This window comes from Streptomyces sp. NPDC026659 (assembly GCF_040638245.1).
Lineage (GTDB): Bacteria > Actinomycetota > Actinomycetes > Streptomycetales > Streptomycetaceae > Streptomyces.
This window is the reverse complement of record NZ_JBEZXY010000012.1, coordinates 110,716-124,485: the sequence shown is the minus strand read 5'-3', so window position 1 is coordinate 124,485 and position 13,770 is coordinate 110,716. Positions and strand designations below refer to the sequence as shown.

At 71.4% G+C, this 13,770-nt stretch carries 12 protein-coding genes; 6 read left to right on the top strand and 6 right to left on the bottom strand.

Annotation, left to right across the window (positions count from 1 at the left end):
* Positions 1–15 precede the first annotated feature (15 nt).
* On the top strand, positions 16–2,145 hold the full coding sequence (locus tag AB0E91_RS27320) for an MMPL family transporter (protein WP_361787257.1): 2,130 nt from the start codon (positions 16–18) through the stop codon (positions 2,143–2,145).
* A gap of 29 nt (positions 2,146–2,174) precedes the next feature.
* Here the strand turns inward: AB0E91_RS27320 and dapA are convergent, their stop codons facing one another.
* Positions 2,175–3,071, bottom strand: coding sequence for a 4-hydroxy-tetrahydrodipicolinate synthase (dapA, locus tag AB0E91_RS27315; protein WP_361787254.1), 897 nt, complete (start codon positions 3,069–3,071; stop codon positions 2,175–2,177).
* A 77-nt stretch (positions 3,072–3,148) separates the two neighbouring features.
* Complete coding sequence (locus AB0E91_RS27310; RefSeq protein ID WP_361787251.1) at positions 3,149–4,969, bottom strand: endonuclease/exonuclease/phosphatase family protein; 1,821 nt, start codon at positions 4,967–4,969, stop codon at positions 3,149–3,151.
* 268 nt (positions 4,970–5,237) lie between these two features.
* Here AB0E91_RS27310 and AB0E91_RS27305 point away from each other — a divergent pair, with 268 nt between their 5' ends.
* From AB0E91_RS27305 to AB0E91_RS27285, 5 genes are all read left to right on the top strand, one after another.
* Complete coding sequence (locus AB0E91_RS27305) at positions 5,238–6,665, top strand: hypothetical protein (protein WP_361787248.1); 1,428 nt, start codon at positions 5,238–5,240, stop codon at positions 6,663–6,665.
* 255 nt (positions 6,666–6,920) lie between these two features.
* Positions 6,921–8,075: a helix-turn-helix transcriptional regulator gene (locus AB0E91_RS27300; RefSeq protein WP_361787245.1), complete on the top strand. Its 1,155-nt coding sequence runs from the start codon at positions 6,921–6,923 to the stop codon at positions 8,073–8,075.
* Between the two features lie 154 nt (positions 8,076–8,229).
* Entirely contained in the window at positions 8,230–8,637 is a 408-nt protein-coding gene (locus AB0E91_RS27295; protein WP_361787242.1) for an ATP-binding protein, read from the top strand.
* Positions 8,634–8,807: a hypothetical protein gene (locus AB0E91_RS27290; protein WP_361787239.1), complete on the top strand. Its 174-nt coding sequence runs from the start codon at positions 8,634–8,636 to the stop codon at positions 8,805–8,807. Before AB0E91_RS27295 ends, AB0E91_RS27290 begins: the two co-directional genes overlap by 4 nt.
* 188 nt (positions 8,808–8,995) lie before the next feature.
* Positions 8,996–9,562 carry a helix-turn-helix domain-containing protein gene (locus AB0E91_RS27285; RefSeq protein WP_361787236.1) on the top strand — a complete coding sequence of 189 codons (567 nt, stop codon included), beginning with the start codon at positions 8,996–8,998 and terminating at the stop codon, positions 9,560–9,562.
* 68 nt (positions 9,563–9,630) lie between these two features.
* Here AB0E91_RS27285 and AB0E91_RS27280 read toward each other — a convergent pair whose 3' ends face one another.
* The 4 genes from AB0E91_RS27280 to AB0E91_RS27265 all read right to left on the bottom strand — a co-directional run bounded on the left by AB0E91_RS27280 (position 9,631) and on the right by AB0E91_RS27265 (position 13,756).
* Positions 9,631–10,827 carry a TerD family protein gene (locus tag AB0E91_RS27280; RefSeq protein ID WP_361787472.1) on the bottom strand — a complete coding sequence of 399 codons (1,197 nt, stop codon included), beginning with the start codon at positions 10,825–10,827 and terminating at the stop codon, positions 9,631–9,633.
* A 168-nt stretch (positions 10,828–10,995) separates the two neighbouring features.
* The gene (locus AB0E91_RS27275) at positions 10,996–11,985 is read right to left on the bottom strand and encodes a zinc-dependent alcohol dehydrogenase family protein (protein WP_161182287.1); all 990 of its coding nucleotides are present in this window, start codon (positions 11,983–11,985) and stop codon (positions 10,996–10,998) included.
* On the bottom strand, positions 11,982–12,821 hold the full coding sequence (locus tag AB0E91_RS27270) for a carbohydrate ABC transporter permease (protein ID WP_361787232.1): 840 nt from the start codon (positions 12,819–12,821) through the stop codon (positions 11,982–11,984). The genes AB0E91_RS27275 and AB0E91_RS27270 overlap by 4 nt, the downstream gene beginning before the upstream one ends.
* The gene (locus AB0E91_RS27265; protein WP_361787229.1) at positions 12,818–13,756 is read right to left on the bottom strand and encodes a sugar ABC transporter permease; all 939 of its coding nucleotides are present in this window, start codon (positions 13,754–13,756) and stop codon (positions 12,818–12,820) included. Before AB0E91_RS27265 ends, AB0E91_RS27270 begins: the two co-directional genes overlap by 4 nt.
* Between the last annotated feature and the right edge of the window lie 14 nt (positions 13,757–13,770).

The following is a 13,770-nucleotide window of genomic DNA, read 5'->3' as shown; positions in this document are numbered from 1 at the left end:
CCCCGAGGAGTCCACATGCTGCGCACCATGGCTTCATGGCCCGCGGGACGGGTGGGAAAGTGGGTCGTCGTCGGCCTCTGGGCGGTCCTGCTGGTTCCCGCCCTGATGCTGGCGGGCCGGCTCGGGGACGTCGAGCAGAACGACAACTCCGCCTGGCTCCCCGGCAACGCGGAGTCCACCAAGGTCGTCGAGCGCGCCGGGAAGTTCCTGCCCGCCGACACGCTGCCCGCGATCGTCGTCTACGACCGGCCCGGCGGCGTCACCCCCGCCGACCTGGCCGAGGCCCGCGCCGACGCCCGGGCCTTCCAGCGCCTCGACCGCGTCGCCGGACCCCCGCAGGGACCGGTGGAGGCGCGGGACGGCGAGGCCATCCAGACCGTGGTCCAGGTGCGCAAGGACCGGACCGGTTGGAACGGGCTCGCCGAGGTCGCCGGTGAACTGCGCCGGGTCGGCGAGGAACACGCGAACGGCCTCGGCGTCCACATCACCGGACCGGTGGGCTACGCGTCCGACTCGATCGGCGCCTTCGGGGGAGGCGGCGACCTGACGACGGTCACCGCGCTCGTGGTGGTCGCGATCCTGCTGCTCACCTACCGCAGCCCCGTGCTCCCCCTGCTGCCGCTGCTGACCGTGGGCGGCGCCCTGGCCGCCTCGGAAGCGCTGATCTACCTGCTGGCGAAGCACGCCGGGCTCACCGTCAACAGCCAGACCGGCTTCATCCTGACCGTCCTCGTGTTCGGCGCCGCCACCGACTACGCGCTCCTGCTCATCTCCCGCTACCGGGAGGAACTCCGGCGCCACGAGGACCGGCACGAGGCGATGGCCGAGGCGCTGCGCCGCTCCGGCCCCGCGCTCGTCGCCAGCGCTGCGACCGTCGCGGTCAGCCTGACCCTGCTGATGCTGGCCACCCTCAACTCCACCAAGGGGCTCGGGCCCGCCTGCGCCGTCGGCATCCTCGTCGGGCTGCTCGCCATGGTCACCCTGATGCCGGCCCTGCTGGTGGTCTGCGGACGCTGGGTCTTCTGGCCGGTCCGGCCGCCGTACGCACCGGCAGCACCGGCTGGCTCGGGTGGCACGGGCGACGGCGGTGTCTGGGCCCGGGTCGGCGCCCTCGTCGCCCGTCGCCCGCGGGCCGTGTGGATCGGTACCGCGCTCGCCCTCGGCGCCCTGGCGCTCGGGGTGTTCGGGCTCAAGGCCGACGGCCTCGCCGACACGGCCCAGTTCACCGGCAAGCCGCAGATGGCCGTCGGCGAGGAGATCAGGGCCCGGCACTTCCCGGCAGGCTCGGGCGACCCCGTCCAGGTCGTTACCTCGGCGGCCTCGGCGGAGCGGGTGCGGGCGGCCCTGTCCGGCGTCCCCGGGGTCACCGGCGTCTCGGCGCCGGTCGTCAGGGGCGGCGACGCCCTCCTGCTCGGCGAGCTGGACGACGACCCCAGCGGCCCGGCCGCGATGCGTACCGTCGAGCGCGCCAGGGCCGCCGTCCACCGGATCGAGGGCGCGAACGCCCAGGTCGGCGGCAACACGGCCATCGTGCTCGACGTACGGGACGCCGCCGCCCGCGACGACCGGGTCATCATCCCCGCCGTACTGATCGCGGTGCTGCTCGTCCTCGCGCTGCTGCTGCGGGCGGTGGTCGCGCCGCTGCTGCTCATGGCGACCGTGGTGCTGTCGTTCGGCGCGGCCCTCGGGGTGAGCGCCCTGGTCTTCGACCACGTGTTCCACTTCGCCGGTGCGGACGCCTCCTTCCCGCTGCTGACGTTCGTGTTCCTGGTCGCGCTGGGGATCGACTACAACATCTTCCTGGTCACCCGGGTACGCGAGGAGGCGCAGCGGCACGGCACCCGGCGTGCCGCGCTGACGGGGCTGTCCGCCACCGGGAGCGTGATCACCTCGGCCGGGCTCGTGCTGGCCGGTACCTTCGCCGCGATGGCGTCGCTGCCGCTGGTGTTCGCGGCTGAACTCGGGTTCGCGGTGGCCTTCGGCGTACTGCTGGACACCGTGATCGTCCGCTCGGTGCTGGTGACCGCGCTGACCCTGGACGTGGGCCGGTGGATGTGGTGGCCCGGCGCGCTGTTCCGGCGGCGCGACGAGCCCGTTCTGCCCGAGGGCGAGCCCGACCGCGAACCCGCCCTCGGAGGCGTGTGAGGCCGAACCTCCCCTCACCACCTGCCTGTTCAACGGCTCCCGGTCAACTCCGCGTGGCACCGCAGCAGTTCGTCGGCCCTCTCCCGGCCGACGGGCAGCAGCGGTGCCCGTACCGGTCCCGCCGGGAGGCCGAGCCGGTCCAGCAGGGCCTTGGCCGTGACGGTGCCGGGGAGACCCGCGGCCATCATCGCCTCGATCAACGGCATGGCCCGCAGCTGGAGTTCGGTGGCGCTGGCCGTGTCGCCCGCGTCGAACGCGTCCAGGATGGCGGCGACTTGGCGCGGGACGGCGTTCGCGACGGTGCTCACGCAGCCCGCCGCGCCCACCGCGTACAGCGCGAGGATGTGCTCGTCGCAGCCCGCGTAGTAGGCCAAGTCGGTTGCGGCAAGCATCTTTTGGGTGCCGAGGAAGTCGTAGGAGCAGTCCTTGACGGCGACGATCCCGGGGTGTCCGGCGAGGCGGATCATCGTCTCCGGCTCGATGCGGGTGCCGGTGCGGCCGGGGATGTCGTAGAGCATGACCGGCAGGCCGCTCGCGTCCGCGACCTGGCGGAAGTGCGCCTCCAGCGACTCCTGCGGGGGCTTGCTGTAGTACGGCGTGACCACCAACGCGCCGTCGGCGCCCGCCTTTTCGGCCGCGCGGGTCAGTTCGACGGTGTGGCGCGTGTCCGCCGTGCCGACACCGGCCACCAGGGAGACCCCGGGGCCCACCGCCGCGCGGACCGCCGCGATCAGCTCGGCCTTCTCCGCGTCCGTCGTCGTGGGCGACTCGCCCGTGGTGCCGTTCAGGACCAGGCCGTCACAGCCCTCGGCCACCAGATGGGCGGCGAGGCGGGCCGCCCCGTCCACGTCGAGCGTGCCGGCCGGTGTGAACGGGGTGACCATCGCGCAGAGCGTACGGCCGAAGGGTGCGGTGCGAGGTGTCATGGACGTAGTCTCGGCACCCTCGACCGTACAGCTCCACTTAAATTTGCTGCGAGATATCGCTAAGCAGCTCTGAAGGGTTACGGGCGGAAGCGCAGCACCTGCGGGTCGTGGTCGCTGATCTGGTCGTGGAACTCCGAGTTGATGTGCACGCTGTCGTACGCGAAGGAACCGTTCCGCCTGATCTCCGGGCTGATCAGGATCTGGTCCAGGACCTGCGCGTTGCCCTGGTAGTCGTAGGTGTAACGCTCCTTCTTGGGCAGCGACTTGATCGCCGACCAGAGATCGCCGCGGCCCTCCAGGATCTTGGCGGTGTCGGAGAACTCGAAGTCGTTCATGTCGCCGAGCGCGATGACGTTCGCGTCCTTCTGGACGGACAGGATGTCCTTGACGAACGCGTTCACCAGGGTCGCCTGAGCGTGCCGCTGCGTCTCCGAGCTACGGGTCGGCGGCTGGTACTGCGCGGTCAGCGCCTGGTCGCCGCCCTTGGAGTTGAGGTGGTTGGCGATCACGAAGACCGTCTTGCCGCGGAAGACGAACTCGCCCGCCAGCGGCTTGCGGCTCGCCTTCCAGGCCGTGTCGTCCGGGGCGATCCGGCCGGGCGAGGCGGTCAGGTGCGCCTTGCCGTGGTCCTTGGTGACACCGACGGCGGTCGTGGAGTCGCCGCCCGCGCGGTCCACGAAGGACACCCGCTCCGGGTTGAACAGGAACACCTGGCGGATGTTGCCGCCGGGCTCGCCGCCGTCCTGGTCGTTGGCCGGGTCGATCGAGCGCCAGTCGTAGCGCGGGCCGCCCGCCGCCACGATCGCGTCGATCAGCTTGTTCACGGTCACGCCCGCCGACACCGTGCCGTTGTCGGTGGCGCCGTTGTCGTCCTGGATCTCCTCCAGAGACACGACGTCGGGCGAACGCAGGTTGTTCACGATCGCGGACGCGTGCTGCGCGAAGGTGTTGTCGGAGGGGTCCAGGTTCTCGACGTTGTACGTCGCCACCGCGAGCTGCCGCGCGGACTGCGCGCGCGTCGTCTCCCGCTCCAGCCCGCCGCTCCTGAGCGTGCCGAGGCTGCTCGCGACGAGGGTGTAGCCGCCGAACTGGTTGAAGTCCAGCGGGCCGGTCGTGGCGCCCTGAAGGGTGTCGCCGACGTTCGCCTGCGGGAAGTCGGCGGTCGCGCCGAGCGACTGGATCTGGAGACGGCCGGTGTTCTGCGCGTCGTACGAGCCGTAGAGCGTGCCGCCCCGGGGGGTGCGGTGCTCGCCGGGCTTCACGGTGACCCACAGTTCGCTGTAGGGGTCCGTGCCGGTGACCACACGGGTGTCGGCGACCTGGGCGTTCATGCCCTCCAGGGACTCGTAGTAGTCCAGGGCGTACGTCGAGGGGGCGAGCTGGGCGCTGTTGACGGAGCCGTTCGCGTCCCCGGCGGGGGTGTAGCTGTCCGGCACCGAGCGCTTGCCGATGACGACCGGGGCCGGGACCGGGTTGCCGCTGGAGACCGTGGTGACGACCGGCTTGGTGATCTCGGTCAGCGACTGGTTGCCCGAGGCGGTGCCGCCCGGCACGTACTCCGAGACCGTGCCCGACACCGTGACCGAGTCGCCGACGGCGGCCTTCGGCGCGGAGCTGGTGAAGACGAACACGCCTTCACTGGTGGCCGGGTTGTCGTCCGGCGTCGGGTCCTGGAGCCAGAAGCCCTTGGACGAGCCGTAGTCCCGCACGGCCGTGACGATGCCCGGCACGTCCGCGACCTTCTGGCCGACGTACGGCGAGAGACGGGTGGTGCCCTGAATGTCGTGGATACGCACCGCGTCCGCGTGCGCGGGCGAGGTGAGGACGACGACGGACGTCGCGCTGCACACGGCGGCGACGGTGAGCGCGGCGAGACGCGCGGAAGACCTGCTCGGCAAGGGATGCCTCCGGGGACGTACGAGAACGCCGGAACGAGGGTGGACATGCTGTTGCGTGTCGGGCCGGTGGCCCTCCGTGACGCGCGCAGGACCGGGCGAACAGGAGTCCCCCCGACTTCTACGCGCGTCAATCTCCTGCCTGGCGACGGGAGTTGTCAAGGTTCAGGCCATGGACGGGTGATGACGGACGGATGAACCGGGGGGCACGGGGCGAAACCCGTCTAGGCTGAGCGGTCGAGCCCGTTCACGGTCCGAGGAGAACCAGCCGATGTCAGACAGCGCCCCCCTGCCGCCCGTGCGGCTGCGCCCCGAAGCGGAGCTGGCGCACGCCGCGCTGTCCACCCCCCTGCTCTCCCGCGCCGCCCGCCTCGCCCGCTGGGCGGGTCCCGAGACGCGCGTGGACACGGGCGGCAGCCTGGTCGAGGAGCAGCTGCCGGCCGCCGCCGCGCTGCTCGGGCTCGACGGGGCGGACGCCGCCGCCGAGGCCGCCGAGGCCTGGCGGGTCGCGGTGGACGCCGGGCTGGTCGGGATCACCGACGAGGAGACCGGGACCGTGGCGCCCGGCGACGCCCTCGCGCTGCTCACGGGCGGCTCCCCGCAGGACGTGCTCGGGGTCTGGCTGGCCGCCCTGGAGACGGTCCTTGAGGACGCGAGCGTGCCCGACCTGGACGGTCTGGTCGACGCCCTGGAGGAGGGCGGCGAGATCGATTTCGCGTCGCTCGACTGGGACCCCGAGGCCGAGGCGGAGTTCCTCGACGGCGTCCTCGGCAACCTCTACCTCCTGTCCGCCAGCGAGGACGGCCCCGGCGAGAGCCCGGTCCCGCTGCCCGCCCTCGCCGCCTCCGTGATCGTGCCCGGCGACATGGACGAGCCCACCGACGCCGTCCTGGAGCAGGTCTCCGACGCGATGATGCGCCTTGACGACCAGTTCCGGCTGCTTGAGCCGGTCGGCGCGGTGGAGTACGAGCCGGTCGACGAGGCGCTGATGGGCGACGCCGACACCGAGCCCGCCGCGTTCGTGGACGAAGACGACATCTCCCGCTACGGCATGGTCCGCCTCACCCCGCTCGGTGTGTGGGGGATGCGCGCCCGGCTCCTTGAGGCCGGGTTCGAGGCGCCGGCCGTCGGCGACCTCGCGGACAAGGGCGCGGACGTACTGCTCGACGGCACCGCCATGTTCGGGCCGCAGGCCGCGCGCGACGAGACCGAGCGGTGGCTCGCCGAGCGCGAACCGCTCTCCGCCGCGCGGGAGTTGCTGGCCGCTGCCCGGGGCGCCGACGCCGGGGCCCCGCTGCGGCGGCTGCACTGCCAGCAGGCACTGTCCCTGGTCGGCCCCGAGGCGGAACCCGCGCTGCGCGAGGTGCTGGACGACCCCGAGCTGGGCGGCCTCTCCCGGGTGTGGCTCAGCGAGCACGGCGCGGCCGATGTGCCCCCGCCCACCGAGGACCTGGTGTTCTGGCTGACCGTCGACACCATCGCCGCGCAGCTCCAGGCGGAGGGCAACTCCGAGGAACTCCAGGCCCTGGTCGAGGGGTTGGCCGCACAGCACACCGGCTTCTTCGCCGCCGCCTGGCGGGTGGACCACCCGGCCACTCCCGAGGTGCTGGAGGCGATGGGGCGGCTCCACCCGGACAAGCGGGTGGCCAAGGAAGCCCGCAAGGCGGCGTTCAAGGCGCGGTCGCAGCAGGGGCTTTGAGGTTGCGGCGGGGACGTCGAGGGCGACGCCGAGGCCGATGAGCATGGTGCGGCTGCGGCTCCCGTACGCGTTGGGAGGCGGCCCGCACCCCAGGTAGGCGCGGAGCTTTCGCGGTTGGGGGCTGCGCATCGGTCTCGTCACGCTCGGGCGTCTGGCCGTGCGGTGGTCAACCCGAAAGGAGGCCGGGCTGATGGTTGTTACCACAGATTCACGCTGCCTGGGTACTGTCGGAAGTGAGCCACCGAAGGAGGGCCCATGTCCGACGAACACGGCCTCGGGGACCGGCTACGCGAGATCCGCAAGCGGCGCGGTCTTTCACAGCGTGAACTGGCGCAAGCTTCCAAGGTCAGCCACTCACTGATCACCAAGCTCGAACAGGGCGTCGTCACTGACACGCGCATGGAGACTGCCCGGAAACTGGCCAACGCTCTGCGGGTCCCCACCACTGCGCTGGTGACGCGGATGCCTGCCGAGCCCCACCCCGCGCCCGAGCCCTGGCAAGCCCTCCAGCGTGCCGTGGAGCGCCCCGCCGAACAGCCCGACGAGGAGCCGACGACCCGAGGCGTTCTGGACGGCCTGGAGGACGTCAGGGCAGCTCACTTCGGCAAGCGGATGCGTGAAACCGTGGACCTTCTGGTGCCGCTGCTGAGGGACGCTGAAGCTCTTGGAGACGGCCCAGCCGTGCGGGCGGCCCGCGCTCAGCTTCTCCAGATCGCCGGCTCGACTCTGACCAGCGCCCGCCAATTCGCGGCCGCTGAGACCGCGTTGCGCCGAGCCCTGGACGAAGCCCCGGATCGCCTCCGGGCCGCAAGCGTCATCACCACCTGGACGTGGCTGCTCGTGCGGCAAGGACGGTTCGACGCTGCTCGTGACATGGCGGTGAAGTGGGCGGACGACACTGAACCCCGGTTCTCCCGGGCGACCGCCGAGGAGCTGGCGGCTTGGGGATGGCTGCTCATCCAGGGACAGGCGGCAGCGCTCCGGGACAACCGGGGCGGGGAGGCCGCCGACATGCTGCGCCTCGCCCGGTCGGCGGCGGTCGCCACCGGCCCGCTGGGGCACGGTGACGTGCGCATCGCGACCTGGGGGCCTGCCACGGTCGCCTACAAGGCCGCCGAGCAGGGCGTTGTGACGGAGAGGCCGGACGAGGTGCTGGAGATCGCCTCCCGGCTCAAGGGCGGCAAGGGTTCCGAGTATCACCGCCACCGGCTCGATGTGGCGAAGGCGTACACGATGACGCATCAGCACGGCCACGCACTGGAAGTGCTGGGGGAAGTGGCGGCCGAGGCACCGGAGTGGATCGCTGAGCAGCCCTACGCCCGTGACACGCTGGCCGACACGATCGCCCGGCGGCGCACCCTCACCGACGAGACCCGTCAACTTGCCGACTTGGTGGGGCTGCCGCTCTGAACTCCACTTTTGATACTTCGACCTGACGTCCTAACAGACTGTCATTGAGCCGTCGCAGTGGTGTCGTCACGGTTGAGAGCATGAGCCTTTTTCCATGCTCCGCTGCCTGCGTGTGCCGACCCCGGAGCGCCCCGGACGGGGGTGGCCGGTGATCATGACCACCACATCCCGTCCGACCGGGCATCCTGGCTACAGCCAGACTCTTCCGCGTGACCCCAAGAGCGCCGCCACCGCCCGGCGCCTGGTGCGCACGGCCTGTGCGGCGTGGGGGCTGCACGGGACGGCCGAGAACGGCGCCCTGGTCGTCTCCGAGCTGGTGGCCAACGCCGTGCGGCACGCCCGGCGGGAGTCCATCCGCGTCATGGTGGAGCGCACCGCGCCGCGCACGGTCCGCGTGGCCGTCGCGGACTTCTCCCGCGCGCTGCCCGAGCTGTGCACGCCCAAGGGCGACGAGGAGGGCGGGCGTGGCCTGGCTCTCGTGGCGGAGCTGGCGGCCGACTGGGGCACGAAGGAGCGGCCCTGGGGCAAGGTCGTGTGGGCGGAGCTGGAGGCGCGCGGATGAGTGGCGACGAGACCCCCAGTCGCAGTCTGGCCCGAGCCCACTTGTCCCAGCTGATCGAGTTGTTCGGCGCGGACGGGGGCCTGCGCATCAGCACGGCCCCCACTGAGCCCGACACTGAGCCCGGCCCGGCCGCCGTCGCCGGAGAGCTGGAGGACGACGAGCAGACGTGACCGTCTCAGGGCGCGGGTGAAGCGTTGGCGCGGGTGGCCGCCGTTCTCGAAGGAGCCGAGTCGGCACCCGTTCCCGAACCGTCGAACGAGGCTTCCTTGCCTGACCTGCTGGTTGAAAGGGAGGATCGAGCCGAGATCGCTTCTCGGGCACTCCGAGACTGGTGATCCGGTTGGCAAGGAGTGAGTTGATGGCGCAGGTCAGGCCCATGCGTGCGGACGCTCGGCGGAACTACGAGCGGTTGCTGGAGGTGGCGGCCGAGGCCTTCGCCGAGCACGGGGAGAACGCCTCCCTCGACGACATCGCCAAGCGCGCCGGGGTCGGCTCCGGTACCCTCTACCGGCACTTCCCCACCCGCCAGGCACTCCTTGAGGCGGCGTACGTGGAGCGGATCGAGGCGCTGGGCGACCGCGCCGACGCCCTCGCCGAACGTCTGCCCCCGGGCGAGGCCCTCGCGGAGTGGCTCTACGAACTCTGCGTCGCCTCGATCCAGGTCCGCGGCATGAAGTCCCTGCTGGGCAAGGCCGTCACCGACGGCACCTCGGTCCCGCTGACCACCTGCGGCGCGGTGGTCAAGGGCGCGGTGACCCGCCTGGTGTCCGCCGCCCAGACCGAGGGCACCCTGCGCACCGACCTCTCCCCGGTGGACCTCCTCCGCCTGGCCCATGGAGTCGCCACCGCCTCGGAGTTGGCGGACGGCGAGGGGCGCGAGATCCGCCGGTACCTGGCGTTGCTGACGGAGGGGCTGCGGCCGTAGCCCTCGGGTGGCCGGGCCTACGGGCGCCCGGCCACCGGCGTTTCAGTGTGCGGGAGTCGACCGGGCCGTCAGAGGGCCTGCGCCCCCGGCTTCACCATGTTCTTCACCGTGCGGGCCTTCACGAAGTCGCCGAGGGCGGTCATGTCCCACTCGCCGGAGTACTGGCGGATCAGCTTGGCCATGAGGACGCCGGTCTGGGGTTCGGCGGAGGTCAGGTCGAAGCGGACCAGTTCCTCGCCGGTCATCGGGTCGATCAGGCGGCAGTACGCCTTGGCGACCTCCGTGAACTTCTGGCCGGAGAAGGAGTTGACGGTGAAGACCAGGCCGGTGACCTCCGGGGGGATGCGGCCGAGGTCGACCGTGATCACCTCGTCGTCTCCGCCGCCCTCGCCGGTGAGGTTGTCGCCGGAGTGCTTGATCGCGCCGTTCAGGATCGACAGCTTGCCGAAGTAGCAGGCGTCGACCGCGTTGCGCTGCGGGCCGTAGGCGATGACCGAGGCGTCCAGGTCGATGTCCCTGCTCCGGTAGGCGGGCTCCCAGCCGAGGCCCATCTGGACCCGGGAGAGCAGTGGGGCGCCGCCCTTGACCAGCGACACCGTCTCGTTCTTCCGGAGGCTGACCCGGCCCTTGTCCAGGTTGATCTTGCCCGCGCCGGGGACGGGAGGGGCGGGCGCGGCGGGCTGGGCCGGGGGAGCGGCGGGCATGGGGGGAGCGGCCTGCGGGGAGGAGGGCGCGGCCTGCTGGGGCGCGGGGGTCGCGGCGGGCTGGGCCGGTTCCTCCACCGTCACGCCGAAGTCCGTGGCGATGCCCGCCAGGCCGTTCGCATAGCCCTGGCCGACCGCGCGGGCCTTCCACTGGCCGTTTCTGCGGTAGATCTCCACGATCACCAGCGCGGTCTCGCTGGCCAGGCTGGGCGGGGTGAAAGTGGCCAGTACGGCACCGCCGTCCGCGTCGCGGATCGTGGCCGTCGGCTCGATGCCCTGGAAGGTCTGGCCCGCCGCGTCCGGGCTCGCGGTCACCACGATCTTCTCGATGTCCGGCGGCACGGCGGCGGTGTCCACCGTGATCGCGTCCGGCGCACCGCCGCCGCCGGAGCGGTAGGCCACGCCGGGGCCCGACGGCTGGTTGTAGAAGATGAAGTCGGCGTCGGAGCGCACCTTGCCGTCGGCGGTGAGCAGCAGTCCCGACACGTCGAGCCGCACGGGCGCGGCGACGTCCACCGAGACACGGGCGGCCGGCAGCGGGACGTTCGAACCAGGGGTCATAGCGGTCATGCCGGGTGAACGAACGACATGACTTTGCCGTTCCCTTACCCGGTGCCGTGACCCCCGTTCGGGTCACGGCACCGGACAAGGCCCTGGGTCAGGCAGGGTCAGTGGCGGTGCCCCGGGCCGGGGCACCGCGATGATGCCCCGGTCAGGGCACCACGACGGTCAGGGCACCACGACGATCTTGCGGCCGACGCCCGCCGCGAACTGGTCCAGCGCCTGCGGGTAGTTCTCCAGCGCGATCCGGTCGCTGATGAACACCTCGGGGTTCAGCACGCCGTTCGCGAACAGCTCCGCCGCCCGCTCGAAGCTGTGCAGCACGGCCATGGAGCCCGTGATGGTGATCTCCTGGTTGTAGATGCGGTACGGGTCGATGGTGACCCGCGTCGCGTAGTCGGCCACGCCGAACTGCAGGAACGTGCCCGCTTTCGCGACCCGGCCCAGACCGTCCTGGATCGCCGCCGCGTTGCCGGTCGCGTCGATCACGACCTCCCAGCCCTGCGGCCGGTCCAGCTCGTCCGCGTTGGCCGCCGCGCCCGAGACACCGAGCAGCTTGGCGGTCTCCAGACGGGCCGGGTTGATGTCCACGATGTCCACGCTGGAGGCGCCGGTGCGCTTGGCCAGCTCCATCATCATCAGGCCCATGGTGCCCGAGCCGTAGATCAGGACATGGGCGCCGAGACGGGAGTTGAGGATGTCGTAGCCGCGCACCGCGCAGGACAGCGGCTCGATCAGGGCCGCGTCCTCGGTGCGCACGTGCTCGGGCAGCTTCACGCAGTTGGCCACCGGGGCCACCGCGAACTGGGCGGCGCCGCCCGCCGTGGTCACGCCGATCGCGGCCCAGCGCTCGCACATGTTGTTGTGGCCGTCGCGGCAGAAGCGGCACTCGTAGCAGTAGAGGGAGGGGTCGACCGCCACCCGGTCGCCGACCGCGACCTCGGTGACCTGGCTGCCGATGCCGACGACCTCGCCCGCGAACTCGTGCCCGGGGATGATCGGCAGCTTGGGCGCGAACTCGCCCTGGAGGATGTGCAGATCGGTGCCGCACAGGCCGCAGGCCGCGACCTCGACGACGACCTCGCGGGGCCCGGGCGTCGGGTCGGGGACCTCCATGACGACGGCGCGGCCCACGGACTCGATGACGGCGGCCTTCATTTCACGGCTCCAAGAGACAGGCCCTGGACCAGCTTGTCCTGGGCGGCGAACCCCGCGGCGAGCACCGGCAGGGAGATGACGAGCGACGCGGCGCACACCTTGGCCAGGAACAGGCCCTGACTGGTGATGAAGCTCGTCAGGAACACGGGGGCGGTCTCGGCGACCACGCCCGTCAGGACCCGGGCGAACAGCAGCTCGTTCCAGCTGAAGATGAAGCAGATCAGGGACGTCGCCGCGATGCCCGGAAGGGCGATCGGGGCCACCACGCGGGCCAGGATCATCGGCAGCGGCGCCCCGTCCACCCGCGCCGCCTCGATGATCGCGACCGGCACCTCGGCGAGGAAGGACTGCATCATCCACACCGCGATCGGCAGGTTCATGGAGGTGTAGAGGATGACCAGGAGCCAGATGTTGTCCAGCAGACCGGTGTTCTTCGCGAACAGGTACAGCGGCAGCAGGCCCGCCACGGCCGGCAGCATCTTGGTCGACAGGAAGAAGAACAGGACGTCCGTCCACTTCTTCACCGGCCGGATCGACAGCGCGTACGCCGCCGGAAGGGCCAGCAGCAGCACGAAGAGGGTCGAGAGAACCGACGCCATCGCCGAGTTGATCAGCGCGGGCCACGGGCTCGCCCCGCCGTTCGCGCCGAAGAAGTCGCGGTAGCCGTCCAGGGTGAGGGCGGCGGCGAAGGACGGCGGGTTGGTCGCCGCGTCCGTCTCGGAGTGGAAGGACGTCAGCGCCATCCAGGCGATGGGCAGGAAGAAGACGATGCCGGCCAGCCAGGCCACGAGGCCCAGCCCGAGGCCGCCGCGCCGCTTCGCGGTCATGGTGCTCATCCGCGCGACACCTCCTCGCGGAACAGGGACGACACCACGCGCAGGGCGAACGTCGCGATGATGATGGAGCCGATGACGACGAGCACGCCCGCAGCGGAGGCCAGGCCGTTCTCGTGCGCCTGGTAGAAGGTCTGGTACACGGTGTAGGGCAGGTTGGCGGTGCCGAGACCGCCGGAGGTCAGCGTGAACACCGCGTCGAAGTTCTGCACGATGTAGATGGAGCCGAGCAGGGCGCCGAGCTCCAGGTAGCGGCGCAGGTGCGGCAGCGTGAGATGGCGGAAGATCTGCCAGTCGCTCGCCCCGTCCACCCGGGCGGCCTCGATCTGCTGCTGGTCCCGGCTCTGCAGTCCGGCCAGCAGGATCAGCATCATGAACGGCGTCCACTGCCACACCAGCGAGGCCTCGACCGCGAGCAGCGGGGTGTTCGAGATCCAGTCGGGCTGTGGGCCGCCCACATAGTGCAGCAACCCATTGAACAGTCCGTACTCCGGGTTGTAGAGCACATGCTTCCAGAGCAGGGCGGCGGCCGTGGGCACCACCAGGAACGGCGCGATGAGCAGGGTGCGCACCGCACCGCGGCCCGGGAACTTACGGTCGAGCAGCAGCGCCAGACCCAGTCCGATGACCAGGCTGGCCAGCACCACCGCGACGGTGAGCAGCACGGTCACCCACACCGACTGACGCAGGTCCGCGTCGGTCAGCACCTGGCGGTAGTTGTCGATCCCGCTGAACCGGCGGTCCTTCGGGTAGAGGGCGTTCCAGTCGAAGAACGAGATCACCAGCGTGGCCACGAAGGGCAGCTGGGTCACCGCGATCATGAAGACCAGAGCGGGCAGGAGCGGGGCGCGGGTGGCCCACGCGCGCAGGCGGTCCGAGGGCCGCCGGACCGCCGGCCGCGCGGTGGCGGCGGCCGGGGCCGATGTAGTGACGGTCATGATCCTCGTACTTC

Coding starts and splice junctions, on each gene's coding strand:
- AB0E91_RS27285 (WP_361787236.1), top strand. CDS start 8,996: ATGGCGCAGGTCAGGCCCATGCGTGCGGACGCTCGGCGGAACTACGAG.
- AB0E91_RS27275 (WP_161182287.1), bottom strand. CDS start 11,985: ATGAAGGCCGCCGTCATCGAGTCCGTGGGCCGCGCCGTCGTCATGGAG.
- AB0E91_RS27290 (WP_361787239.1), top strand. CDS start 8,634: ATGAGTGGCGACGAGACCCCCAGTCGCAGTCTGGCCCGAGCCCACTTG.
- AB0E91_RS27320 (WP_361787257.1), top strand. CDS start 16: ATGCTGCGCACCATGGCTTCATGGCCCGCGGGACGGGTGGGAAAGTGG.
- AB0E91_RS27265 (WP_361787229.1), bottom strand. CDS start 13,756: ATGACCGTCACTACATCGGCCCCGGCCGCCGCCACCGCGCGGCCGGCG.
- AB0E91_RS27280 (WP_361787472.1), bottom strand. CDS start 10,827: ATGACCCCTGGTTCGAACGTCCCGCTGCCGGCCGCCCGTGTCTCGGTG.
- AB0E91_RS27295 (WP_361787242.1), top strand. CDS start 8,230: ATGACCACCACATCCCGTCCGACCGGGCATCCTGGCTACAGCCAGACT.
- AB0E91_RS27270 (WP_361787232.1), bottom strand. CDS start 12,821: ATGAGCACCATGACCGCGAAGCGGCGCGGCGGCCTCGGGCTGGGCCTC.
- AB0E91_RS27305 (WP_361787248.1), top strand. CDS start 5,238: ATGTCAGACAGCGCCCCCCTGCCGCCCGTGCGGCTGCGCCCCGAAGCG.
- dapA (WP_361787254.1), bottom strand. CDS start 3,071: ATGACACCTCGCACCGCACCCTTCGGCCGTACGCTCTGCGCGATGGTC.
- AB0E91_RS27300 (WP_361787245.1), top strand. CDS start 6,921: ATGTCCGACGAACACGGCCTCGGGGACCGGCTACGCGAGATCCGCAAG.